Origin of the sequence: Vibrio sp. 1457 (assembly GCF_033340195.1) — a bacterium.
GTDB classification, from domain to species: domain Bacteria; phylum Pseudomonadota; class Gammaproteobacteria; order Enterobacterales; family Vibrionaceae; genus Vibrio; species Vibrio alginolyticus.
The window spans coordinates 1-1,087 of the sequence record NZ_JAWOWA010000134.1 but is presented as its reverse complement, the minus strand read 5'-3'; the positions used below and the strand labels follow the sequence as shown (position 1 = coordinate 1,087).

The window sequence follows — 1,087 nt, the reverse complement described above, 5'->3', positions numbered from 1 at the left end:
TTAACAAGTAGCGCATATTATTGATCTCGGTTGGCTACAGAAATATTACAAATGTTATTTACTACAGGGCAGTTTATTTCATAAAAACTTAATCCACCAAAGTCATTGATATAACCCACCTGAAAAGTTGACGGAACATTTTTAAACTGCGTATTTGCATAGCTAAAAGGGGTTACCATTAAGCTTTGCGTTTGTGGTAACATCGTTACCCCATTTGTTCCGATATAACCCAGCGTAACGTGATAAGGCATCTTATTGTTAAAGCGGATCGAACCGTCATTTCTACGAATGATTTCAACTTTTTCGTAAGTCATTACCCCATCGTCTTCTAATTCAATGGCTTTTGGCCGTCAGAATAGTTTCAATGCGTGCTGCATAGTGACTTGCATCACATTTTTTTTATCTGTTTTGGGCGGTATTTCTCGCACGTTAAAATATAAGTTCGTTTCTCTGTCTTTAGGAAGTTGAGCAATTTTTTCCTGCGTTATCATTCTTATTTGAATTTGCTCACTGGGATTTAAACGCACCATTGGAGGAACAGTGACAATAAAGTCACGCGATTTATTGCCTTTCGTATCTTCTATCCATGTTTGGGCCAGATAGGGCAGGTTTTTACTTTGATTAGTAAGTTTTAATGCTTCGCCTTTATCTGACTCATTCATTATGATACGGGTACGATCCGGGATGATGGCACCCCAGGCAATGCTGCTCATACAGGAGAGTAATACTCCTGCTGCAATGATATTCTTTGTATTTAAGTAGCGCATTAGTTTCATCCTGAATTAATTTTGGCTAATACACGGTAAAATAGCCGTTCCGGTGGTTAAGTTGCTGCTATTGGGTGGTTGAATAAAACAGGATTTATCACCCCAGCGTAAAGTAAGTTTGCTGTCATCCTGAATGCCGTTGAGGTATACAAAGCCGCCATCAGCAACCAGTCCTAATTCTTTATGGCTGGTTTTATCTTTTACGCTAATCCCCAGTGGTGGGTGACTACCATCTGCCAGGCGAATAACCCCCATGATTTGATAGCCCTTGCGGGTATCAAGTTTGGCGTAGCCAATAGCACCTTCGGTTAAGGTGGTGG

At 40.4% G+C, this 1,087-nt stretch carries 3 protein-coding genes; all 3 read right to left on the bottom strand.

What is annotated here, in order from left to right:
• Positions 1 to 17: 17 nt before the first annotated feature.
• Positions 18 to 314, bottom strand: coding sequence for a molecular chaperone (locus R7Z41_RS24305; protein ID WP_001753066.1), 297 nt, complete (start codon positions 312 to 314; stop codon positions 18 to 20).
• Positions 315 to 350: 36 nt separating this feature from the next.
• Positions 351 to 767: a molecular chaperone gene (locus R7Z41_RS24300; protein ID WP_318141679.1), complete on the bottom strand. Its 417-nt coding sequence runs from the start codon at positions 765 to 767 to the stop codon at positions 351 to 353.
• Between the two features lie 15 nt (positions 768 to 782).
• Positions 783 to 1,087, bottom strand: a 305-nt coding sequence (locus tag R7Z41_RS24295; protein WP_318141678.1) for a FimD/PapC C-terminal domain-containing protein, incomplete at its 5' end; no start/stop codon positions are given.

Bases quoted from the DNA above. Each gene is read 5' to 3' on its own strand.
- R7Z41_RS24305 (WP_001753066.1), bottom strand. From the start codon at position 314: ATGACTTACGAAAAAGTTGAAATCATTCGTAGAAATGACGGTTCGATC.
- R7Z41_RS24300 (WP_318141679.1), bottom strand. From the start codon at position 767: ATGCGCTACTTAAATACAAAGAATATCATTGCAGCAGGAGTATTACTC.